The sequence below is a fragment of the Sedimentitalea arenosa genome, from assembly GCF_016428585.1.
Classification (GTDB): domain Bacteria; phylum Pseudomonadota; class Alphaproteobacteria; order Rhodobacterales; family Rhodobacteraceae; genus Sedimentitalea; species Sedimentitalea arenosa.
Genome location: NZ_JAELVR010000002.1, coordinates 309956 through 332495 on the forward strand (window position 1 = coordinate 309956; position 22540 = coordinate 332495).

At 63.4% G+C, this 22540-nt stretch carries 20 protein-coding genes and 1 tRNA gene; 18 read left to right on the plus strand and 3 right to left on the minus strand.

Annotated elements, in window-relative coordinates; translation table 11 throughout:
* Positions 1 to 52: 52 nt before the first annotated feature.
* The 15 genes from JF290_RS04330 (at position 53) to JF290_RS04400 (ending at position 15889) form a co-directional block, all read left to right on the plus strand.
* On the plus strand, positions 53 to 814 hold the full coding sequence (locus JF290_RS04330) for a DUF2182 domain-containing protein (protein ID WP_233155128.1): 762 nt from the start codon (positions 53 to 55) through the stop codon (positions 812 to 814).
* A 14-nt stretch (positions 815 to 828) separates the two neighbouring features.
* Entirely contained in the window at positions 829 to 1467 is a 639-nt protein-coding gene (locus JF290_RS04335) for a DUF1326 domain-containing protein (protein ID WP_199023515.1), read from the plus strand.
* Positions 1467 to 1973 carry a DinB family protein gene (locus JF290_RS04340; RefSeq protein WP_199023516.1) on the plus strand — a complete coding sequence of 169 codons (507 nt, stop codon included), beginning with the start codon at positions 1467 to 1469 and terminating at the stop codon, positions 1971 to 1973. The genes JF290_RS04335 and JF290_RS04340 overlap by 1 nt, the downstream gene beginning before the upstream one ends.
* Positions 1973 to 3076 carry a dimethylsulfoniopropionate demethylase gene (locus JF290_RS04345; protein ID WP_199023518.1) on the plus strand — a complete coding sequence of 368 codons (1104 nt, stop codon included), beginning with the start codon at positions 1973 to 1975 and terminating at the stop codon, positions 3074 to 3076. Before JF290_RS04340 ends, JF290_RS04345 begins: the two co-directional genes overlap by 1 nt.
* Positions 3077 to 3153: 77 nt before the next feature.
* A complete protein-coding gene (acuI, locus tag JF290_RS04350; RefSeq protein WP_199023520.1) occupies positions 3154 to 4146 on the plus strand; it encodes an acryloyl-CoA reductase in 993 nt (330 codons plus the stop codon).
* A gap of 264 nt (positions 4147 to 4410) precedes the next feature.
* Positions 4411 to 4827 carry a universal stress protein gene (locus tag JF290_RS04355; RefSeq protein ID WP_199023524.1) on the plus strand — a complete coding sequence of 139 codons (417 nt, stop codon included), beginning with the start codon at positions 4411 to 4413 and terminating at the stop codon, positions 4825 to 4827.
* A gap of 57 nt (positions 4828 to 4884) precedes the next feature.
* Positions 4885 to 6618 carry a BCCT family transporter gene (locus tag JF290_RS04360; protein WP_199023526.1) on the plus strand — a complete coding sequence of 578 codons (1734 nt, stop codon included), beginning with the start codon at positions 4885 to 4887 and terminating at the stop codon, positions 6616 to 6618.
* A gap of 71 nt (positions 6619 to 6689) precedes the next feature.
* Positions 6690 to 7922 (plus strand): aminotransferase class V-fold PLP-dependent enzyme, encoded by a 1233-nt coding sequence (locus tag JF290_RS04365; protein ID WP_199023528.1) that lies wholly within the window; start codon positions 6690 to 6692, stop codon positions 7920 to 7922.
* 46 nt (positions 7923 to 7968) lie between these two features.
* Positions 7969 to 9390 (plus strand): cryptochrome/photolyase family protein, encoded by a 1422-nt coding sequence (locus JF290_RS04370; protein WP_199023530.1) that lies wholly within the window; start codon positions 7969 to 7971, stop codon positions 9388 to 9390.
* Positions 9391 to 9465: 75 nt separating this feature from the next.
* Complete coding sequence (locus tag JF290_RS04375) at positions 9466 to 10674, plus strand: SAM-dependent methyltransferase (RefSeq protein WP_199023532.1); 1209 nt, start codon at positions 9466 to 9468, stop codon at positions 10672 to 10674.
* A gap of 16 nt (positions 10675 to 10690) precedes the next feature.
* Positions 10691 to 11131 (plus strand): TrgA family protein, encoded by a 441-nt coding sequence (locus JF290_RS04380; RefSeq protein WP_199023539.1) that lies wholly within the window; start codon positions 10691 to 10693, stop codon positions 11129 to 11131.
* A gap of 24 nt (positions 11132 to 11155) precedes the next feature.
* Entirely contained in the window at positions 11156 to 12274 is a 1119-nt protein-coding gene (locus JF290_RS04385; protein ID WP_199023540.1) for an NUDIX domain-containing protein, read from the plus strand.
* A 78-nt stretch (positions 12275 to 12352) separates the two neighbouring features.
* Positions 12353 to 13387 carry a cysteine synthase A gene (locus tag JF290_RS04390; protein WP_199023541.1) on the plus strand — a complete coding sequence of 345 codons (1035 nt, stop codon included), beginning with the start codon at positions 12353 to 12355 and terminating at the stop codon, positions 13385 to 13387.
* Positions 13384 to 15714, plus strand: a complete 2331-nt coding sequence (locus JF290_RS04395; protein WP_199023542.1) for a DUF3772 domain-containing protein — start codon at positions 13384 to 13386, stop codon at positions 15712 to 15714. The genes JF290_RS04390 and JF290_RS04395 overlap by 4 nt, the downstream gene beginning before the upstream one ends.
* A gap of 85 nt (positions 15715 to 15799) precedes the next feature.
* Positions 15800 to 15889: transfer RNA gene (locus JF290_RS04400), tRNA-Ser, on the plus strand.
* Between the two features lie 363 nt (positions 15890 to 16252).
* Here the strand turns inward: JF290_RS04400 and JF290_RS04405 are convergent.
* The 3 genes from JF290_RS04405 to JF290_RS19445 are packed head-to-tail and all read right to left on the minus strand — an operon-like array spanning position 16253 to position 18566.
* The gene (locus JF290_RS04405; RefSeq protein ID WP_199023543.1) at positions 16253 to 17926 is read right to left on the minus strand and encodes a recombinase family protein; all 1674 of its coding nucleotides are present in this window, start codon (positions 17924 to 17926) and stop codon (positions 16253 to 16255) included.
* Positions 17923 to 18339: a DUF2924 domain-containing protein gene (locus tag JF290_RS04410; protein ID WP_199023544.1), complete on the minus strand. Its 417-nt coding sequence runs from the start codon at positions 18337 to 18339 to the stop codon at positions 17923 to 17925. Before JF290_RS04410 ends, JF290_RS04405 begins: the two co-directional genes overlap by 4 nt.
* Positions 18339 to 18566, minus strand: coding sequence for a DUF3489 domain-containing protein (locus JF290_RS19445; RefSeq protein ID WP_233155129.1), 228 nt, complete (start codon positions 18564 to 18566; stop codon positions 18339 to 18341). The genes JF290_RS04410 and JF290_RS19445 overlap by 1 nt, the downstream gene beginning before the upstream one ends.
* Before the next feature lie 459 nt (positions 18567 to 19025).
* On the opposite strand from JF290_RS19445, the gene JF290_RS04420 reads away from it, so the two are divergent.
* The 3 genes from JF290_RS04420 to terL are packed head-to-tail and all read left to right on the plus strand — an operon-like array spanning position 19026 to position 22334.
* Positions 19026 to 20420, plus strand: coding sequence for a site-specific DNA-methyltransferase (locus tag JF290_RS04420; protein ID WP_233155130.1), 1395 nt, complete (start codon positions 19026 to 19028; stop codon positions 20418 to 20420).
* Complete coding sequence (locus JF290_RS04425) at positions 20413 to 20862, plus strand: DUF5681 domain-containing protein (RefSeq protein ID WP_199023547.1); 450 nt, start codon at positions 20413 to 20415, stop codon at positions 20860 to 20862. The genes JF290_RS04420 and JF290_RS04425 overlap by 8 nt, the downstream gene beginning before the upstream one ends.
* Positions 20859 to 22334, plus strand: a complete 1476-nt coding sequence (gene terL / locus JF290_RS04430; RefSeq protein ID WP_199023552.1) for a phage terminase large subunit — start codon at positions 20859 to 20861, stop codon at positions 22332 to 22334. Before JF290_RS04425 ends, terL begins: the two co-directional genes overlap by 4 nt.
* Positions 22335 to 22540 lie beyond the last annotated feature (206 nt).

Consider the following 22540-nt stretch of genomic DNA (forward strand, 5'->3'; position numbering starts at 1 on the left):
AAAAGTCTGACATTTAAAACGCAAGCGGTCGAGTCGCGCGGGGGGGGGGATCATGCTGGCGGAACGGATCAGGGCCATGGCGGCGCCGCATTGGCTGGCTTTTTTCAGTCTGATCCTCGTGTCCTGGCTGTGCCTGTTTCTGATGGCGGTACCTGCCGAGCTGCGTGCGCTCGGGACTAATTATGGCCCGGATTTCTGGCGCGACCTTTGCACCCTCACGCCCGATGCGGCGGGTCTGCTGCGCATGGTGCTGATGTGGACCTTGATGTCCGCTGCGATGATGGCCCCCACGGTTCTGCCGGCGCTGGCGACTTATGACGATCTTGGCCATGCGTCGGGCGCAACCAGCATGATGCTGCTTCTGGCGGGCTATCTTCTGGTGTGGTTGGGTTTCTCGGTGGTGGCAGCCTGCGTGCAGATGGGGCTGTTCGTGGCCGGGTTGCTCGACCCGCTTGGCCAGAGCGCTGCCACCGCCCTGTCGTCACTTCTGTTGCTGGGGGCGGGGCTGTATCAGTTTTCGTCGCTCAAGGAAGCCTGCCTGAGCAAATGCCGCCGCCCACTGATGTTTTTCATGTCGCATTGGGGCGAGGGCGCATTCCGCAACGGGCTGCGGCTGGGTCTTGTGTGCCTTGGATGCTGCTGGGCGCTGATGGCACTGGCCTTTGTCGGCGGCGTCATGAACCTCGCGTTCATGGGCTTGGCCATGGTGATCATGGTGCTTGAAAAACTGCCCGAAATCGGCCGCGCGATAACGCGACCGTTGGGGGGTGCACTGATTGCGGCTGCGGGTCTCACCACTGCCGGACTACTGTAACTGGAGGAAAATCGATGGCTTTGGATACGATGGAAATCGGAACCGTTCCCTGGACCCTAAAGGGCGAACTGATCCTGAATTGCAACTGCACGGTTTTCTGCCCCTGTGTCGTGTCGCTGGGCAAACACCCGCCGACCGAGGGCCATTGCCAGACCTGGGGCGGCGTGCGGATCGATTCGGGCACCTATGGCGAGACGGACCTGTCGGGCCTGAATGTCGGATTGATGATCGAGATTCCCGGCATGATGGGCCGGGGCAACTGGAAAGTCGCCCTGTTCATCGACGATCGCTCCAGCGAGACGCAGTATGACGCCCTGGTGAATATCTTCAGCGGCGCGGCACGAGGCACCACCGGGCTGTTCCAGGTTCTGGTCGGGGAAATCCTAGGGCATGAGCGTCAGCCGGTGACCTACGAAACCGAGGGCAATACGCGTCACATCACCGTCGGGCGCAAGATCCAGGGGGTCGTGCATCCGGTCGGTGGGCAGGACCCGGACAAGGAAATCGTGATCTCCAACACCCAGTACTGGATGGGACCGGACATCACGGTCGCCACTGCCACCAAGGGCAAGCTGCGCGCTTATGGACGGGTCTGGGATTTCGACGGGCGGTCTGCCGAGATCTGCCAGATTGACTGGCACGGGCCCAAGTGATGATCGACCGCGCGTATTGCGTTCTGATGGCGCGATACAACGCCTGGCAGAACCGACAGCTGTTCGAGCTGCTGAAACCGCTGCATCTTGCCGAGTTGACGCGCGATCGGGGCGCGTTCTTCGGCTCGATCCTGGGCACGCTCAACCATTTGCTCTGGGGGGATCTGCTGTGGATGGTCCGGCTGGATGGCGGGGAGCGGCCTGCGGGCGGTATCGGCGATAGCACGACGCTTCACCCGACGCTGGGCGCCTGGGACGCCGCACGGTTTCGGGCCGATGGCCGGATCATGGCTTGGGCGGACCGGTTGAACGCAGTCGACCTGACCGGCGATCTCAGCTGGTACTCCGGAGCCTTGGGGCGCCATGTCACCAAGCCGATCGCGCAGTGCATCGTGCATATGTTCAACCACCAGACCCATCATCGCGGGCAGGTCCACGCGATGATGACGGCCGCCGGACTCAAGGGCGCCGTCAGCGATCTGGTCTTCATGTCGGAGGATGCCTGATGCCGCAGGTCTCGCTGTCGCGCCGGTTGCGGCGCACACCGTTTTCCGACGGGGTCGAAGCGGCCGGGGTCAAGGCCTATACGGTCTACAATCACATGCTTTTGCCAACGGTTTTCGAGTCGATCGAGGCGGACTATCGGCACCTGAAGGACCATGTTCAGGTCTGGGATGTCGCCTGTGAGCGGCAGGTCGAGTTGCGCGGTCCAGATGCCGGGCGGTTGATGCAGATGCTCACGCCGCGCGATCTGCGCGGCATGTTGCCGGGGCAGTGCCGCTATGTGCCGATCGTTGACGAGACCGGTGGGATGCTGAACGATCCCGTTGCGGTCAAGCTGGCCGAAGATCGCTGGTGGATATCGATTGCCGACAGCGATCTTCTGTTCTGGGTCAAGGGGCTGGTGCAGGGTTATCGGCTGGATGTTCTGGTCGATGAACCGGACGTGTCGCCACTGGCGATCCAGGGGCCGAAAGCCGATGAGCTGATGGCGCGGGTGTTCGGAAATCGGGTGCGGGACATCCGCTTCTTCAAGTACGACATGTTCGACTTTGAAGGCCGCAACCTTGTGATCGCGCGGTCGGGCTATTCCAAGCAGGGCGGGTTCGAGATCTATGTCGAGGGCGGTGATATCGGGATGCCGCTCTGGAACGCGCTTTTCGCCGCCGGGGAAGACCTTCAGGTGCGCGCGGGCTGTCCCAACCTGATCGAGAGGATCGAGGCCGGACTGCTGAGCTTTGGCAACGACATGACCGACGACAACACGCCACATGAATGCGGGCTGGGCCGGTTCTGCGATACCGCGACGGCCATTGGCTGCGTCGGGCGGGATGCGCTGTTGCGGGTGGCGCGTGAGGGGCCGGTGCAGCAGATTCGTGCGATTTCCATCGCCGGTGACCCAGTGCCCGGCTGCGACCGGGTCTGGCCGCTGCTGGCCGGGGGCAAGCGGATCGGGCAGGTCACATCGGCGGCATGGTCGCCGGATTTCCGGACCAATGTCGCCATCGGAATGGTGCGTATGACCCATTGGGACGCCGGGACCGAGATCGAGGTGGAGACACCCGAGGGCCTGCGTCGGGCGACGGTCCAGGAACAATTCTGGCTCTAGAGCGTCGGACCTTTGTCCGATGAGTATTTTGACGAAGATGAAACAAGGGCGTCTGCGCCCGGGAAGGAAGGAGCGACATGTTCAATGCATTGCTAGTTCGCAAAGACGATGAGAGCGGCAAGACATCGGCCGCGGTGGAGCAGATTTCACTCGACGATCTGCCACATGGCGAAGTGACCGTGGCGGTCGAGTATTCCACGGTGAACTACAAGGACGGGCTGTGCATCGGACCCGGCGGTGGGTTGGTGCGCAACTACCCGCATGTGCCGGGGATCGATTTCGCGGGGACCGTCGAGACCTCCGAGGACGGACGGTACCAGCCTGGCGACGAGGTCGTGCTGACCGGATGGCGCGTCGGCGAAGCGCACTGGGGCGGCTATGCGCAGAAGGCGCGGGTCAAGGCGGATTGGCTGGTTCCCTTGCCCCAAGGTCTGACCACCCGGCAGGCGATGGCGGTCGGCACGGCCGGGTTCACCGCGATGCTGGCCGTGATGGCGCTGGAGGATCATGGGTTGAAGACAGGCCACGGTCCGGTTCTGGTGACCGGAGCCGCCGGAGGTGTTGGATCGGTGGCGACGGCCATCCTGGCGCAACTCGGCCACGAGGTGGCGGCGGTCACCGGCCGGCCCGAGACCGAGTCCTACCTGCGTGATCTGGGTGCCTCGAAGATCGTGCCGCGCGCGGAGATCAACGAGACCGTCAAGCGACCGCTCGAGGGCGAGACCTGGGCCGGCTGTGTCGACGCGGTCGGCGGTGCGATGCTGGCGCGTGTGCTGGGGCAGATGAAGTATGGCGCCTCGGTCGCCGCGGTCGGGCTGGCAGGTGGCGCGGCGCTGCCCGCGACGGTCATCCCGTTCCTGCTGCGAGGGGTGAATCTTTTGGGCATCGACAGCGTGATGCAGCCCTACGACAACAGGGTCCGCGCCTGGCAGCGGATCGCGCAGGATCTGCCGATGGAGAAGCTCGACGCGATGATCCAGCCGGCAACGCTGGAGGACCTGCCCGGTCTTGGTGCGGATATCCTGAAGGGGCAGGTCAAGGGCCGGGTCGTGGTCGACGTGAACGCCTGACCCAGCTTCAAAGATCCTCGGCCCGGCGATCACGCCGGGCTGAAACATGTGCCGATCGGGACGTTTCGGAGCGGTTTCTGCCGAAACGGCGCTTCTCTTGCGCTTCGCTTTTGACCATTTACTGGTCGTGTCTGTTTGCAACCCGGGGGCAACCTCCGCTAGGCTCCAAACAATTGGTGCGTGGATCGGCGCGCCGATGCGCGCCTTAAAAGGCGTGACTCTGGAACAGCGCCCGTGACCGGGCGCGCTGACGAGGAGGGACATGTGTTCAAAAAGATAATGGTTCCCGTCGACCTGGCCCATGTGGGTTCGCTTGACCGGGCACTTGCCTGCGCCGCCGACCTGGCCGCGCAACACGGGGCGGAGATCGTCTATGTGGGTGTCACGGCGCCGACTCCGGGCGCCATCGCGCATTCGCCGTCTGAGTTTGCCGCGAAACTCGCCGAGTTCGCCGCTGGTCAGGCCAGCCAGCACGGGGTCACCACTACGAGCCATATGGTCCAAAGCCATGATCCGGCGGTCGACATAGACAAGTCGCTCCTGAAGGCGGTGGCAGACACCGGTGCGGACCTGGTGGTGATGCACAGCCACAAGCCCGGGCTGAGCGACTACATCTTCGAAGGGCACGGGCCTTACCTGGCGCAACATGCCAAGGCATCCGTACTGCTCGTCCGCGACTGACCCCGGCCGTTTCGGCTTGCGTACGCGATAATCGGGAACAACAGGAGGTAAGGCCAAATGGCCGATGAAACAGTCAACCAGGGTATCCCCGAGCCGGAAGGCGCGGCAGGTATCATCGAGACCGATTACGAGATCGGTCAGGACAATATCGAAACCAGTATCGGGCCGATAAAGCTCGACATCCACAACCCCGTCTTCGGCGTCTCGGCGGTCATGGTGATCTTGTTCGTGGCGCTCGCGCTGATCGCGCCCGAATGGTCCCGCGAGACGTTCCTCGCGATCCGCGACTACGTGAAGAGCCAGTTCGACTGGTTTTTCCTTCTGTCCGCGAACCTGTTCGTGATCTTTGCGCTGCTCCTCGTGGTCACGCCCTGGGGATCGGTCAGGCTGGGCGGTTCGGAAGCGGAGCCAGACTACAGCTATCCTGCCTGGTTCGCGATGCTGTTCGCCGCCGGGATGGGTATCGGCTTGATGTTCTTCGGCGTTCTGGAACCGGTCTATTACTTTGGCACACCCTGGGGCGACCAGCCGCTGGGCGGGTCTCTCGGCATCGTCGACGGTGTCGTGGCCGATCCGGCACAGGTCGCCGAGGCGCGGCGGATGGCGATGGCGGCGACGATCTTCCACTGGGGTCTGCACCCGTGGGCGATCTACGCCATCGTGGCGCTGGCGCTGGCGCTGTTCAGCTACAACAAAGGTTTGCCCCTTACGTTGCGGTCAGCTTTCTACCCGCTTCTGGGCGAGCGCGTCTGGGGCTTCTGGGGCAACGTGATCGACACGCTGGCGGCCTTCGCCACCCTGTTCGGACTCGCGACGTCGCTCGGTTTTGGTGCGACGCAGGTGGCTTCCGGCCTGACCGATGTCTTCGGCGCGGGCAATTCCGAAGAGGGCACCCGCAACTTTATGGGGTTCCTCTGGGGCAATACCGATGCCTCCAACGACAGCTCCCTGTTGCTTGTGCTGATCATCGCCTTCATCACGGCGATCGCCCTGATCTCGGTGATCCGAGGCCTGGATGGCGGCGTGAAGGTGCTGTCGGAGATCAACATGGGACTGGCGGGCCTGCTGCTGTTCTTCGTATTCTTCATCGGGCCGACCGCGGTGATCCTGAGCGACTTCTTCGGGGGTATCAAGGCCTACGCGCAGGAGATCGTGCCGCTCTCCAATCCATTCGGGCGCGAAGATACCGGCTTCCTGCATGGCTGGACGACCTTCTACTGGGCCTGGTGGATCAGTTGGTCCCCCTTTGTCGGCATGTTCATCGCGCGCGTGTCGCGGGGCCGCACGGTGCGTGAATTCGTCGTCTGCGTGCTGCTCATCCCATCGCTGGTCTGCATCTTCTGGATGGCCACCTTCGGCGGCACCGCCATCAGCCAGGTTATAAACGGCGGTAATGAGTCGGGCGTGTTCCAGAACGTGATCGAGGCTTACAAACCCGAGATCTCGCTCTTCGCCATGCTGGGCGAACTGCCGCTGGCGTCGATCACCTCGGTTCTGGCGGTGGTGCTCGTCATCATCTTCTTCGTGACCTCGTCCGACAGCGGGTCGCTGGTGATCGACACGATCACGGCGGGTGGCAAGGTCGATGCACCGGTGTCGCAGCGCATCTTCTGGTGCATCTTCGAAGGCGGTGTCGCGGCAGTGCTCTTGCTGGGCGCGGCCGGAACGGCGGGTCTGGACAGTCTTCAGGCCATGGTGATTTCGACCGGTCTGTTCTTCACCGCCGTGCTGTTGGTCATGTGTTTCGCGATCTTCCGTGGGTTGATGACCGAACGGCAGGAAATGAAATAGGACGCATTTAACGTGGACAAGGGCGCGCGCCGGGCTTGACGAGGCCCGGCGCGCGTCGTTTTCTGCGGGCCATGACCAAACTCGATATCGATTTCGTGCGCGCGCAGTTCCCTGCGTTGTCCGAACCCTCCCTCGCGGGGCAGGCCTTTTTCGAGAATGCGGGTGGCTCTTTCACCTGCAAGCCCGTGATCGATCGGCTGACGCGCTTTTACACTCAACGCAAGGTACAGCCCTATGGGCCATACGAGGCCAGCCGTCTTGCCGGTGAAGAGATGGACGAGGCGCGGCGGCGCTTGGCCGGGCTACTCGGTGTCGAAACCGACGAGCTGAGCTTCGGTCCGAGCACGACGCAGAACACCTATGTGCTGGCGCAGGCCTTCGGTCAGTGGATGACACCCGGAGAAGCCATTATCGTGACCAATCAGGATCACGAGGCGAATTCCGGCCCCTGGCGGCGCCTGGCCGAGCGCGGCATCCAGATTCGCGAATGGCAGGTGAATTCCGAAACCGGGCATCTCGACCCTGAGGATCTCGAACGGTTGCTCGATGACTCGGTGCGACTGGTTTGCTTTCCACATTGTTCGAACGTGGTCGGCGAAATCAACCCGATCACCGAGATCACGGCGATGGCCCATGCGGCGGGTGCCTTCGTCTGCGTGGATGGGGTTTCCTACGCGCCGCACGGTTTTCCGGACGTCGGACAGCTTGGACCAGACATCTACCTGTTCTCGGCCTACAAGACGTATGGGCCGCACCAGGGGCTAATGGTCATCCGGCGCGCGCTTGGCGAGATGCTTCCCAACCAGGCGCATTTCTTCAACGGCGACACACTCTACAAGCGGCTCACGCCTGCCGGGCCGGACCATGGGCAGATCGCCGCCAGTGCCGGCATGGCCGACTACATCGATGCGCTGTGCGACCATCACGGCGGACCGTCGGGATCGGCCAAGGCCTCTGATCGCGGACGCTTCGTGCATGATCTGATGCGCGCCCACGAACAGACGTTGTTGCAGCCGCTTCTGGATGCGGTCAGCGACCGGAATTCCGTTCGGCTGATCGGTCCCTCGGATGCGGCGGTTCGAGCGCCCACGGTCGCTTTGGCCTTGAACCGGGACGGCGCTGCCGCCGCGGCGGATCTCGTGCAGGACGGCATCATGGCCGGCGGCGGAGACTTCTATGCGGTGCGTCCGCTGACCGCGATGGGGGTGGACCCCAAACGCGGCGTGTTGCGGCTGAGCTTCACGCATTACACGACCCGGTCAGAAATTGATCAACTTATGAATGCATTAGACCGCGTTCTTTAATCCGATCCGGCATGTGCTGCGTATCGCAATAAACACGCGGGGGCACATGAGCAGTTCTTCACCCATTCTGGTATGGTTTCGGCGCGATCTTCGCCTCGGAGACCATCCGGCTCTGACCGCCGCCTGCGAAAGCGGGCGGCCTGTGATCCCGGTCTTCATTTTCGACACCGTGGCCGAGCGATTGGGTGCAGCGCCGAAATGGCGGCTGGGCTTGGGAGTATCGTGTCTTGCGGAGCAGCTGAGCTCTGCCGGAAGTGCCTTGGTCCTGAGGCAGGGCGACGCTCTGGATCAGATACAGGCACTGGTGCGTGAAACGGGAGCCTGCGCCGTCTACTGGTCGCGGCTTTACGATCCGGACTCGGTTGAGCGCGATACCAAGGTGAAATCGGCTTTGAAGGACGCCGAAATCGAGGCGCGGTCCTTCGGCGGCCACTTGATGTTCGAGCCCTGGACGGTGGAGACCGGGGCAGGGAGCTACTACAAGGTTTTCAGCCCGATGTGGAAAGCCGTGAAGTCGCGCGATGTCGACACCCCGTTGAGTGCGCCCTCCCGGATTCCAGCGCCGGATGCATGGCCAGCCAGTGACAATCTCGGTGATTGGGCGCTTGGAGCCGCGATGGATCGCGGGGCAGACGTGGTGCGCCCCCATGTGCGTCTTGGCGAGGCGGCGGCCCTGAATCGGCTCGATCATTTCATCGACGACCTGGTCGAGCGCTACGACGAGACCCGCGACATTCCGGGTGTCGACGGGACCTCTGGCCTGTCCGAAAACCTGAGTCTTGGCGAGATCAGTCCGCATCGCTGCTGGCATGCCGGGTTGCGCGCGCGCGAGGAAGGAAAGGCCGGCGCGGAGACCTTTCTGAAGGAACTGGTCTGGCGCGAATTCGCCTATCACCTGATGCATCACACGCCACGCATCCTGACCGGCAATTGGCGACAGGAGTGGGATGCCTTTCCATGGAACGAGGATGCCCGCCTGTCCGAGGTCTGGGCCTGGAAAAAAGGGCGAACCGGCGTCCAGTTTGTCGACGCGGCGATGCGCGAGCTTTATGTGACAGGTCGGATGCACAATCGCGGGCGAATGATCGTGGCGAGCTATCTGACGAAGCACCTGATGTGCCACTGGAAGATCGGGCTCGACTGGTTCGCGGACACGCTGATCGACTGGGATCCGGCGAGTAACGCGATGGGTTGGCAATGGGCCGCCGGGTCGGGGCCGGACGCGGCGCCTTATTTCCGCGTCTTCAACCCGGTCACCCAGCTGGACAAGTTCGACCGTGACCGAAGCTATGTCCGTCGTTGGATCGCAGAGGGGCAGGGCAATCCGCCCGACAGCGCGCTGAGCTACTTTCAGGCGATGCCGCGCCACTGGGCACTGTCGCCAGATGACGCCTACCCCGAGCCGATCGTCTCTGCGTCGGATGGGCGCAAGGCGGCACTCGACGCCTATGAAAACCGTGACTTCTGAGCGGCTTGCGACGTCGCGCTTGCGCGAATGGCCGAGTCGAATTAACTTTTTCTCAAACCGCACAGGGGAAAGCGGATGATCCTGACATCGACGGACGGGCAGGAAAACCTGCCCCGGTATTTCACGCAGGTCATGGACATGCTCGAACGCATGGACTTCGGGCGGCTCGACATCAAGCTGGATGACGGGCGGGTGTTTCGCCGCGAGGGCGCCAACCCCGGACCGGTGGCCGAGCTGGAAATCCACAACAACGACCTTTTCGCGCGGTTGATCCGCGAAGGTGACCTTGGGTTCTGCGACGCGTATCTCGACAACTGGTGGAGCACGCCGGACCTGCAGGCGTTCATGGATCTCGTGCATCTGGGCAACGAAACGATCTATGACGGCTTCCCGGGGATGAAGCTCGTCTGGGCCTATGAGCAACTCCGCTTCTGGCTGCAGCGCAACAACCGGAAGCAGGCGCGCAAGAACATTTCCTACCACTACGACCTTGGCAATGACTTCTACAAGCTGTGGCTGGACGACACGATGACCTATTCCAGTGCCTTGTTCACAACCGGGCAGGAGAGTCTGGAAGCGGCACAGATCGCCAAATACGCGAGCATGGTCGATCAGATGGGCGCGAAGCCCGGCGACCATATTCTCGAGATCGGCTGTGGCTGGGGCGGCTTCGCCGAATACGCGGCCAAGGAACGCGGCTTGCGCGTGACAGGACTGACGATCAGCCAGGAGCAGTTCAACTACGCCGTGGATCGTATTGAAAAGGCAGGGCTAAGCGATCGGGTCGACTTCAAGCTGCAGGATTATCGCGACGAGACCGGGACCTATGACGGCATTGCCAGCATCGAGATGTTCGAAGCCGTAGGCGAAAAATACTGGCCGGTCTATTTCAACACGGTGCGTGACCGGCTGAAGCCCGGTGCGAACGCGACACTGCAGATCATTACCGTAGCCGACCGTCGATGGAAGGTTTACAAGCGGGGCGTGGACTTCATCCAGAAGTACATATTTCCCGGCGGCATGCTTCCCGCGCCGTCAGTGCTGCGCGACCAGATCGAGAAAGCCGGTTTGGGTGTCGCGCGCTCGGTCGAGTTCGGAGCAAGCTATGATCTGACGCTCAGACGCTGGCACGAGACCTTCAATGACAAGTGGGATCAGATCGCCAAGCTGGGGTTCGACGACAGGTTCCGTCGTATGTGGAATTTCTACCTGACCTCCTGCGCGGCGGCCTTTGACAGTTCCAACGTTGACGTGACACAGATAACGGTATCGCGTCCCGCCTAGGAACTGAATCTGCCACATGCCCAATGCCGCCCGTCTTGTCGCCGCCGTCAGCTTGGCGCTGATCGCGTTCATTCTGTCCGGGCAGATCATGCCGCTGATGCCAGAAGGCACGGGCTTTGGCTATTTCACCTGGATCAACGTGGCGCTCGGCCTTCTTGTCGGGTGGATCGTCATGGGCAAACGCGCGGGACGGGGCACCACGCCGGGCATCAACAACGGCCTGACCGGGGTCGCCGCTTTGATCTTCTGGGGCCTGTTCGTTCAGGGCTGCTACGAGATGTTCCGTCAGGCGACCCGGAACCGTTTTGACAGCCCGTTCGAGGCGGTTCTGGCCATTTTCGAGATCGCTGCGGAGTATGGCATGATGCTGCTGGTGCCGCCGATCATCGCCACGGTGCTGATCGGCGGAGTGCTGTCGGGGCTGGCCACGGAATTCGCTTGGCGTCGCTGGCGGTGATCGTGAAGAACCGGAAGCAAGCCATTGACTGACCTGTTCTTTTTCGGAACCCTCCGACACGCGCCGTTGCTGTCCATCGTATTGGGGCGCGGTCCGGCGCAGATTGACATCACTCCGGCGGAACTGCCGGATCATGCGGTCCACTGGGTTCGGGATCAGCCCTTTCCGATCATAATCGCTGAGGCCGGCGCCTGCGCACAGGGCATGCTCGTGCGTGGGCTTTCGGGTGCGGACCTTGCCCGGCTTCGCTTCTACGAAGGTGGTTTCGGCTACGACCTTGTCCCTGTCACGGTGCGCACGGGCAACGGCAAGGTGTCGGCACAGATGTTCTTTGCCGAGGAGGAGAAATGGCCGGTTGGCGCGCTGTGGTCCCTGGCTGACTGGGCCGCGCGCTGGGGTGCTATCAGCGAAGAAGCCGCCCGCGAAGTCATGTCGTTGTTCGGGCGATGGTCTCCCCAAGATGTCGCCGTCCGGTTTGACGCCATTCGACGGCGTGCGGCAGCCCGCGTTGCCGCCCGGCAGGGGGCACCCGACCGCGATCGCGACCTTTCTCGCGATGTCAGGGCCGGCGACCATCGCTTGCCCTACGCGAATTTCTTCGCGCTGGAAGAGGTCGATCTGAGCGTGCGGCAGCATGACGGCACGATGGGACCAAAGGTGAACCGTGCAGCCCTCGTGGTCGGGCAGGCAGCGGTGGTGCTGCCCTATGATCCGGCTCGGGATGAGGTTTTGCTGGTCGAACAGTTCCGCGCACCGGTGTACCTGGCAGGCGACCCCGCGCCCTGGGTCTGGGAGCCGGTCGCAGGGCTGCTCGATCCGGGCGAAGACGCGGAGACCGCCGCCCGGCGCGAAGCACACGAGGAGGCCGGGATCGAGATCGACAGACTGGAGCCGGTGGCGCAGGTCTATTCCAGCACCGGCTCATCGACCGAGTTCCTGCATCTGTTCGTCGGCCTGACCCAGTTGGACGGACCTGTCGCGGCGACCGGCGGGACCGATCTTGGCGAGGATATCAGGACCGCGATCCTGCCGTTCACGGAGCTCATCGATCGTGTGGATGCCGGCCTTTACCGCGACATGCCGCTGGTCACGACCGCGCTCTGGCTGGCGCGGCATCGCGGCAGGCTGCGCAGCGCCTTGTAACGCGACCGTGTCCGGGATCGCTTGAGGTCGACACACAGCAACGCTACACCGGTGCCAAAGCGAAAGGATGGACCCGTGATGCACATTGCCCGAGATCTGGCCGAGGCCGTCGGAAACACGCCCTTGATCCGGTTGCGCCGCGCAAGTGAGGAAACCGGCTGCGAGATCCTTGGCAAGGCGGAATTCATGAACCCCGGGCAGTCCGTCAAGGACCGCGCCGCGCTGTTCATCATCCGGGACGCCATCGCGCGCGGCACCTTGAAACCGGGCGGAACGATCGTCGAAGGGACCGCTGGCAATACCGGAATCGGCCTTGCGCTGGTGGGCGCGTCGATGGGCTTCAAGACGGTGATCGTGATCCCCGAAACGCAAAGCGAGGAAAAGAAGGACATGCTTCGCCTCGCGGGTGCAGAGTTGGTTCAGGTGCCCGCCGCCCCCTACAAGAACCCCAACAACTATGTCCGCTACTCCGAACGCCTGGCCGAGGAACTGGGCCGGAGCGAACCCAACGGTGCGATCTGGGCCAACCAGTTCGACAACGTGGCGAACCGTCAGGCGCATGTCGAAACCACCGGACCCGAGATCTGGGAGCAGACCGGTGGCAATGTCGATGGGTTCACCTGCGCGGTTGGCTCCGGCGGGACGCTCGCCGGCGTGGCCGAGGTCTTGCAGCCCAAGGGCGTCAAGGTTGCCCTGACCGATCCGATGGGGTCGGGCCTCTACACGCTTTATCGTGATGGCGAAGCGGCAGCCGAGGGCAACTCGATCACCGAGGGGATAGGGCAGGGACGGATCACCGCCAATCTCGACGGGTTCACGCCCGATATGCTCTACCAGGTTCCCGACGAAGAAGCGCTGCCCGTGGTCTTCGATCTCCTCGAACACGAGGGACTCTGCCTTGGCGGCTCTTCGGGCATCAACGTCGCGGGCGCCATGCGGATGGCGCGGGAAATGGGTCCCGGCCACACGATCGTGACAATCCTGTGTGACTATGGCACCCGCTACCAGTCCAAGCTGTTCAACCCTGACTTCCTGAAGGACCGGAACCTGCCGACACCGGCTTGGCTGACCCGAGCGCCGGCCAGCATTCCGGGCGTGTTCCAGGACGCATGATATCCGTGCGAGCGCTCAGAACACTGTGTCTGGCCCTGCTGCTGGCAGTCTTCGCCGGCGCGTCCATCGCCCAGGTTTCGGATCCCGATCGTGACATCTATGCCGGCTGGCAAGAGCTGGCCGACGAAACCGAAAAGGCGCTGGACGAACCGACGGAGCCCAACGAGGTTCTAAGCGAGTATCGCAAGCAGATCGCCGCGTTCCGCGAGACCTTCGCGGAAGGGCGCGACAAGAATGCGGTTCGTATCAGGACGCTTGAGTCGCAACTCGAAGCGCTCGGTCCCAAGCCCGAGGAGGGCGAGGAACCCAAGGACATCGCCGACCTGCGGCAAACGCTGAACGCACAGCTTGACGAGTTGCGCGTGCCCCAGGTCGTGGCCGAAGAAGCGTTCAATCGCGCCAATGGGTTGATCAGTGAAATCGACCGCGTGGTGCGCGAAAGACAGGCCTCGCAGCTCCTCGCGCGCGGCCCGTCTCCCCTGAATCCGACCCACTGGACCGAAGCGTTCCGCGAGTTCAAGACTGCCATCGTGGCCGACTTCCAAAACCTGCGCGAAGCGGCCCAGGCCCCACAAACAAACGATGTGCTTCACGATTCCTGGCCGCTTCTGCTCGTGCTGAGCGTTGTCGGTCTTTTGCTGATCGTCATGGGCGCGCACTGGTCCGAGCGGCTCGGCAACTACCTGCGCCGGCTCGGTGGCAGCAGGCACGGGGTTTGGAGCTTCGTCGTCTCTCTCGCCCGGATCATCCTGCCGTATTTCGGGGTCGTCCTGATCTGCGTAGGTTTGTTGCTGACCGGGCTGGGCGAGCGGGGCGCGGCCTTGATAAGCGCCATTCCGCGATGGAGCTTCATCTACCTTTTCTTCCGCTGGTTGGGGTTGCAGGTCACGGCCGAAGGCACCTTCGACAAGCTGGAGTTCAGGAAGCCCTATCACCGCACGGAGACACGGCTGATGGTCGGGCTGCTGGGCGTCATGATCGTCGCGCAGGACGCGATCTCGATGTTTCAGCAGGCCGTTCCCCTGTCGGATGCGACGCGTGCGATCATCGGGTTTCCTCCGATCCTGATCTCGGCACTGGTTCTGCTCCGGATCCAGCGCATCAGTATTATCCAACGCCAGCTGGTGGCGGAAGAGGACGAAGATCCCGCAAACACCTCGGGTTCCTCAAGGTTGCTGGCGGGACTCAGGCGGGTCATCACACTGATGGCGCTGACCGCACCGGTGCTCGCCGTGTTCGGCTATTTCAACGCCGCCGAGGCGATCATCTACCCGGCGATCCTGACCTTGGCCCTGATCTCCGCCTTTGCGATTCTCCAGCGCTTCTTTGGCAATGTTTACGGCTGGCTGTCGGGCAAGGGAGAAGCCGCGCAGGACTCGTTGTTCACCGTTCTGGTCGGGTTCGGCCTGTCGCTGGTGGCCTTGCCGATCCTGGCCCTGATCTGGGGGGCGCGGGCGGTCGATCTGGTAGAGGTCTGGGAGCGGTTCGTCGCCGGCTTCACCGTCGGTGGCGTGCAGATATCGCCGGTCAGTTTCCTGACATTCGTCGTCATTTTCGCGGTCGGGTATTCGCTGACAAAACTGGTGCAAGGTGCGCTGCGCACGAACCTGTTGCCGAAGACCAGCATAGATGCGGGGGGGCAAAACGCGATCGTGTCCTTCGCGGGCTATCTCGGCGTCTTTCTTGCCGCGCTCATCGCGATCACCGGCGCCGGTTTCGACCTGTCCTCTCTCGCGATCGTCGCGGGTGCGCTGTCGGTCGGCATCGGTTTCGGGTTGCAGACCATCGTGTCGAACTTCGTGAGTGGGATCATCCTGCTGATCGAACGCCCGATCTCCAAGGGCGACTGGATCGAGGTCGGCGGTCTGATGGGCTATGTGCGCGATATCTCGGTGCGATCGACCCGGATTGAGACCTTCGATCGGACGGACGTGATCGTTCCGAACTCGGACCTGATCAGCGGAACGGTTACCAACTACACCCGCGGAAACACCGTGGGACGCGTGATCGTGCCTGTCGGTGTGGCCTACGGAACCGACACGCGCCGCGTCGAGAAGATCCTGCAGCAGATCGCCAATGCTCACCCGATGGTTCTGGCCAACCCTGCGCCGGCAGTCGTGTTCCAGGGCTTCGGAGCGGATTCCCTCGACTTCGAGATCCGCGCGATCCTGCGCGACGTGAACTGGGTGCTGTCGGTCAAGTCTGACATGAACCACGAAATCGCCAAACGTTTCACCGAGGAAGAGATCGAGATCCCCTTCGCCCAGAGGGACGTCTGGTTGCGCAACCCCGAGGTCCTGAACCCACCGAAACCGGACCCCGCCTAGCCTTGCAGGTCTCCTGGGGCGTGGCGTATTCAAGGCGTTTTTCCGGCTTGCAATACACGCACCGATCCGGCAAACACCCCAACGTGGAGAGGTGGCCGAGTGGTCGAAGGCGCACGCCTGGAAAGTGTGTAGGCGGGAAACCGTCTCCAGGGTTCGAATCCCTGTCTCTCCGCCACCGACAATCGTCTCTATTTCCCATGTCCAGACTGTGCCGAATTTCGGCGTGATTTCCGTCGGTTGCGCGGTGGGGTCGCGGTCGGAGACGCACCTTTCTGCTCAGGTCCCGGGTCAAATTGGCGGGAGTCTCAGGTGGCCTGGAACGGAGGTCCGGTTTCGGGTGCGTTTCCCTGTTTCGGGTCGATTTACAGGGAATTTTCGCGAATTGCAGAGAATTCGATCGTTGCGTCCTCTGTTTATGCGCGTGATATCAATGCCTTGCGGTCGAATTCCCTGGGCGGGGGAACAGGGAATTTTCTGACCGGAACAGGGAATGTTTTCGGCTGAACAGGGAAGGGTTCCGAAAGATCAGGGAAGTGGCTCAGGTACGGAAGCCGAAGGCCTGTTCCTGGTCGCGCCAGTCCAGCGGCAGGCTGGTGGCGAGGAGCCGCTTCAGGGTCAGATCCATGGGCTGGGTGCCGTCGAGGATGGCGGCCTGGATTCTTGGCGAAAGGCCGGAGAGCGCGATGATGCGGGCGGCGTAGCGTTCGGAGGTTTTCTCGTCCGTGGCGAGTCGCGTGAGGGGCGTGCCGGATTTCAGGGCTGCGGCCCAGCGATGGGCGTTGCGCAGCGCCCGGATCATCGTGGCATCGGGCGCGGGCGCGCGGGTGCCGGCGACGATCTTCATCTCGACACCGTGGCGGCGGCAGGTGAAGGGAACATCCAGAGCGAGCAGCGCCGGGTTCAGATCGTGGGCGGGCAGGGCGGCGGTATTGGCCAGGGCGGTTCGGTCGAGATGCAGCGCCAATCGGCCATGTCCGATCTCTCCGCAGGTGATCAGCCGCGCGGCCAGGGACGAACCCTTTGCCGAGATCCGGGATGCCACGTCCGCGATCGCCCGGGAGGCCGGGATCGATGAGGTCGCATCGGCGTCGACGAGCACCGAATGCCGTTTCGCGTGATCCGCGAGATGATCGGAGATGGCCCTGGCAACCGCCTGTTCCAGGGCCTCTGCGGGCAGGCGCCAGCCTGCGGGGTCGGGGCCGCCGGAGACCAGGCGGTTGGAGATGTAGTAGCGCAGCTGCTTGCCGGTCTTCCGGGTGTGGGTCGGGGTGAGCAGGTCGCCGGTGTCGTCCCGGAGCTTGCCTTTGAGAGGGGCAGCATCGCCGGTCGGTTCACCGGCCGGGGCGCCCCGCCGCCGTGCGCTGGCGGCCTGCAGCAGGGCCTGGACCTGGTCCCAGAGATCCCGTTCGATGATCGCCGGGTGCAGGCCGGGGAAGGTCTTGTCCTTGTGGCGGATCCGGCCGAGATAGATCGGGTTGGTGAGGATCTTGTGGATCTGGCCCCGGCTCAGGGCGTTGCCGCCCTGTTGCCGGCCGGTGGAGAAGACATGGCGCTTGGAGCGCAGGCCCAACGCCCGGGCCTCGCGCGTGACGGCGGCGAGGCATTTGTGGCTGGCATAGAGGGTGAACACGTGCCGGACCACGTCGGCCTCGGGGGCGTTCACCACCAGTTCCCGGCGCATGGGATCGGGATGCGGATCGTAGCCGATCGGGGGCACACCGCCCATCCAGAGGCCCTTCTTCTTGGAGGCGGCGATCTTGTCGCGGATGCGCTCGGCGGTGACTTCGCGTTCGAACTGGGCGAAGGACAGCAGCACGTTGAGCGTCAGCCGGCCCATCGAGGAGGAGGTGTTGAAGGCCTGGGTGACCGAGACGAAGGAGCAGTCCGCGGTCTCCAGCCGGTCGACCAGCCGGGCGAAATCCGGCAGCGACCGGGTCAGCCGGTCGATCTTGTAGACCACCACCATGTCGACGCGCCCGGCCTCGATCTCCTCCATCAGCCGCTGCAGGGCAGGGCGCTCCAGCGTGCCGCCGGAGATCCCGCCATCGTCGTATCGGGCGGGCAGCAGCTTCCAGCCTTCGTGGCGCTGGCTTGCGATATAGGCAGCACAGGCCTCGTGCTGGGCGTCGAGTGAGTTGAACTCCTGGTCGAGGCCCTCGTCCGAGGATTTGCGGGTGTAGATGGCGCAGCGGATCTTCGGGCGCTGGCTCATGAGCCGGCCTTTCCGGTCAGCCCGAAGAACCGCGGCCCGGACCAGTGGGCGCCGGTGATGGCGCGGGCGATGGCCGAGAGCGAGCGGTGGGTCTGCCCTTTCCAGACATAGCCGCCCCCGGTGACATCGACCACATGAGTCACCCCGTTCCATTCCCGCAGCAACCGGCCACCGGGCTTGAGGGCGGGGCTGACCGTTCGCGGGGTTTGATCGGCTCCCTTGGCAAGCGCGGTCTTCACCTGCCGGGGCAGCCCGCCGTGGCGGCGGGCCTGCAGCTCGAAGGCGATGAAACGGCGCAGGAAGGTCCGGCTCAGCATCTTCGGGGCGGGTTCACCGAACAACTCCTGCCAGAGCGCGAGAAGCTTCGGGCGGTCCATCGCCTCCAGCGCCCCAATCCCGATCGGCGCGGCCATCACCGCGTCTCCGGTTCGGCTGCAAGGTGATAGGTGGCCGCGGCACCCGCCGTCTGAGCCGGACGCCGTTCGATCTCCGCGCCCGCCTTGCGCAGCACGCTCAGAGCGGCCCGGGCCGAATGCGGCTGCCAGCCGGTGGCCTTGCAGATCGCCTCGATCGTGGCGCCTTTTGGCCGGCGCAGCATCGCGCGCACCCTCGCGGTCTTGGTCTGTTTGGTCTTCGTCATGGTGGAGTCCTCCTGTTCTGGGGCGGACGGAGTGCCATGCCCCGGTACCGGGGAGCGCCCGAACGGGTCGGGCGTGGAGACACTGATGCGTGGTTCAGCGCGGTAGTCCAGTCCTTTCCGCAGCGTAGGGCGATGCGCCCGGTACATGCCGAGGCGTGATACCGCGGCTAAGATTTTTGGTATTATAAACAGTATGTTAATATACCTTCTTAAGGCAAAAATGCTTGCATCAGATGCCTCGTTTGCCTATCTTCGCCATAGCCGTCCGGACAACGGGGCGGCAGACTGCTCCGTTTGGCAGCACTCATTGGAAAGACACGTTTCCGCAGGGAGCATTCGAAGGAGCAACAACTCGGATCGTTCGGTCCGGGGAGTTGCTGTTCATGCTCTCTCCGGTTTCCCCGTTGCGATCCATTCTGAAACTGGCTGTCGGTACAGCCCCGACGAATGGAGGCGCCCATGCGCACACAATCCAAGAAACCCGATGCCCCGGCATCGACGAACCCGGTCTGGATGGCCGAGAAGGTTGTCCAGACGCCCATTGCCGATCTCAGGCCCTATGCCAACAACAACCGCATCCACTCTGCCGCGAATATCGGCAAGTTGAAGGCCTCGGTGGCGCAGTTCGGCTTCGTCACCCCGATCCTCGTGGATGGCGAGGGGGTGATCATCGCGGGCCACGGGCGCTATGAAGCGGCCAGGGTGCTTGGCCTCACCGCGATTCCGACCGTGGTCGCCGATCACCTGTCCCCGGCGGAGGTGCGCGCCCTGCGCATCGCCGACAACAGGCTGGCGGAGCTGTCGGATTGGAACCCGGAGGCGCTGCAGATCGAGTTCGCCGAGCTGATGGACCTCAGTCTCGACGGCACTCTGGACTTTGACCTCGACATCACCGGCTTCGAGGTGCCGGAGATCGACATTCTCATCGGCGGCGTGGGGGAGGCCGGGAGCGACCCCGCCGAAACCGTCGAGGCACCGGACCCGGCGCGGCCGGCGGTGACGCAACCGGGCGATCTCTGGCGCCTCGGCGACCACCGTATCTTTTGTGGCGATGCGCTGGAGGCGGCCAGCTACACCCGGGTGCTGGAGGGGGAGGGGCCGGCCATGGTCTTCACCGATCCGCCCTACAATGTGCCGGTGCAGGGCCATGTGCGGTCGGGCAAGGATGGCGCGCATCGCGAGTTCGCCATGGCTTCGGGCGAGATGTCGGAGGCCGAGTTCCGCGGCTTTCTCGGCAGGGTCCTGGCCCGTCTCGTGGTGAACCTGCCAAGTGGCGGCATCGCCATGATCTGCATGGACTGGCGTCACGTGGAGGACCTGATCGCATCCGGCAAGGCTGCTGGCCTCGAGCTGATCAATCTCTGCGTCTGGAACAAGACCAACGGTGGCATGGGCAGCCTCTACAGGTCCAAGCACGAGCTGGTCTGCGTCTTCCGCAAGCCAGGCGCGCCGCACATCAACAATGTCGAGCTGGGCCGGCATGGCCGCAACCGCACCAATGTCTGGGACTATGCCGGGGTCAACAGCTTCGGCAAGGCGCGCGCGGCGGATCTCGCGGATCACCCGACGGTGAAGCCGACGGCGCTGGTGGCGGATGCGATCATGGATGTCACCCATCGCGGCGACGTGGTGCTGGATGCCTTCGGCGGCTCCGGCGCCACGCTGCTGGCGGCCGAGAAGACCGGGCGCCGCGCCCGGCTGATCGAGCTCGACCCGCTCTATGTCGATGTCGCCATCCGCCGCTGGCAGGAGAGGACCGGTCAGAACGCTGTTCTCGCCACAAGCGGCGAGACGTTTGACGACCGCGCAGCAGCGCTGGTCACCGCCGAAGACCAGGAGGCCGGCCATGTCTGACGATACAAAAGACTACGAGGTCGGCTACGGCAAACCGCCGAAACACACCCGGTTCAAAAAGGGCCAGTCCGGCAACCCGAAAGGGCGGCCAAAGGGGGCAATGGGCTCTACTGCCAGCCTTAGGCAGGAAATGGAAAGCAAGGTGACGGTCCGGGAAGGTGGTCGCGAGGTGAAGGTCTCCAAGGCAGAGGCCGCCGCCAAGCGCCTGGTCGCCAAGGCCCTCGGGGGCGATATGGCTGCGCTGAAGATGCTGGCTTTTTTCGATGAGGACTTGAGCACTCGGGTACAGCAGGAGGCAGACAAGATTGAGCAGGCGGTTGTCCCGGATCAGACTGACGAGGATGTGCTGGCGTATTTTGCCACGCAAATCCGCGAAGGCGGCATTCACGTCGCTGGCGAAAGCGAGCCGGGCGATATCGATGACGAGGAGACAGATCCATGACCCTGCAAGACCGTCAACTGGCGCTGCGGACGTCATCTGCGCTGTACCGCTGCGACTTCTTCGCTTTTGTCTGGAAAGCCTTCTCAACCCTTCACCACGGGCCCAACAACCGGTTCGAACCGGTCTGGCATGTGCGCGCCATGTGCCATGAACTGGACAATGTGCGGACCGGTGAGAACCAGCGGCTGGTCATCAACATCCCGCCCCGCTGCCTGAAATCCGTGACCGTGGCGGTCGCCTATGTGGCCTTCCTGCTCGGGCATGATCCCGGGGCCAAGATCATCGTGGCCAGCTACGGGCTCGATCTCGCCCGCAAACATTCCGAGGATTGCCGGCGGGTGATGGCCTCGCGCTGGTACCGGGAGATGTTCCCGCAGACCCGGCTGGCGAAGAAGGGCAATACGTCGGAAGAAATCAGAACCACGATGGGCGGCAGCCGCAAGGCGGTTTCCATCGGCAGTTCTGTGACGGGCCACGGCGCCGACTACATCATCATCGACGATCTTCTGAAGGCCGGGGATGCCAATTCCGAGGCGGAACTGATCCGGGCGCAGGAGTTCATCGAGGGCACCTTGCTGTCGCGCTTTGACAATCCGGCGGAGGGACGGGTCGTGATGATCGCCCAGCGGCTGCATGAAATGGACCCTCCGGGCTATCTTCTGGACAAGGGCACCTACCGGCACCTGAACCTGCCGGCGATTGCCGAGGAACCCGAGATCATTCCGATCGGGCGGGGGCAGGTGCATCGCCGCAAGCCGGGCGATCTCCTGTTCCCGGAGAAGCTCGACCGCGCGACCCTGGATCGCATGCGCCGTGAAATGGGGTCCGCCATCTTCAACTGCCAGTACCAGCAGAACCCGATTGCGCCGGACGGGTCGCCGCTGCGTTGGGACTGGTTCGGCACCTATGACGAGGTCTTGCCGCGCAACGGGTACCACGTGGTCGTCCAGAGCTGGGACACCGGGACCTCGGCTGATCCGAGGTCGGACTTTTCCGTCTGCACCACCTGGGGGTTCCTGCCGCCGCACTGGCATCTGCTCGACGTCTGGCGCGGGCAGTTGGACTACCCCGAACTCAAGGCGAAAGTGCTGGCGCTGGTCAAGGAGTGGAAGCCCGACAAGGTGCTGATCGAGGATGCCGCGACCGGCCGGCCGCTGTTCCAGGAGTTGTTTTATGACGACAAGCGCTATGTTGCCATAAAGCCCGACAGGGAAAAGGAAATCCGCTTCGCTGCCGCCTGCGCGGCAGTGGAGGAAGGCAAGGTCCTGCTTCCGGCCCAGGCGCCCTGGCTCCCGGTGTTCAAACGCGAGACGCAGTCCTTCCCGCGCGGACGGCACGACGACCAGGTCGACAGCTTCAGCCAGTTCCTGATCTGGTCCAGGGGCAATGGCTTCTACCGAAGCCTCGGGCGCGAGCATCCGATCAATATCGAACGCCGCGAACGACACCGGTCGCACAGAAGACGGCGGTGATGATCCCGTTCTGTGAAACAAACCTGCTTGCTTTGAGCGCCTCAGAGCAAGCAGGTGAATTGTACCGGGATACACCAAAGAATATTCGCAGTTTCACCATGGTCGCGTATTGGTGCCATTGGGATGCGGGGTGGTATTCCACCTGCCGAGGTTTGCGCGCGGCCGCAGGCGCGGCTGCGCAACCGGCGAAATTCCGAGCCGGCCTG